Genomic DNA, 326 nt, shown 5'->3' with positions numbered 1-326 from the left:
GCGCGATGTCACGCACCTCGTCCATATCGATGCGGTGGTCTTCCTTGGACACCCCGTAGGAATGCACGTCATAGAGCTTGCCCGAGAAGTTCAGGCGCATCCCGTGGGTGAGGTGACCACCGTGGGCCAGATCCAACCCGAGCAGGGTCTCGCCGGGGTTCATCAACGCCATCAACACCGCCGCGTTGGCTTGGGCGCCCGAGTGCGGCTGGACATTGGCGAACTCGGCACCGAAGAGTTCCTTGGCGCGGTCCCGAGCCAGGGTCTCGACCACATCGACGGCCTCGCAGCCACCGTAGTAGCGGCGGCCGGGATAGCCCTCGGCG

General features: G+C 65.6%; 1 pseudogene. It reads right to left on the bottom strand.

Annotation, left to right across the window (positions count from 1 at the left end):
* Positions 1-326: pseudogene (locus WA675_RS27295) on the bottom strand (serine hydroxymethyltransferase); the annotation flags it as partial.

The organism is Nocardia sp. SSK8, assembly GCF_037034205.1.
In the GTDB taxonomy this organism is placed as follows: domain Bacteria; phylum Actinomycetota; class Actinomycetes; order Mycobacteriales; family Mycobacteriaceae; genus Nocardia.
This window is presented reverse-complemented; position numbering and strand designations above follow the sequence as displayed.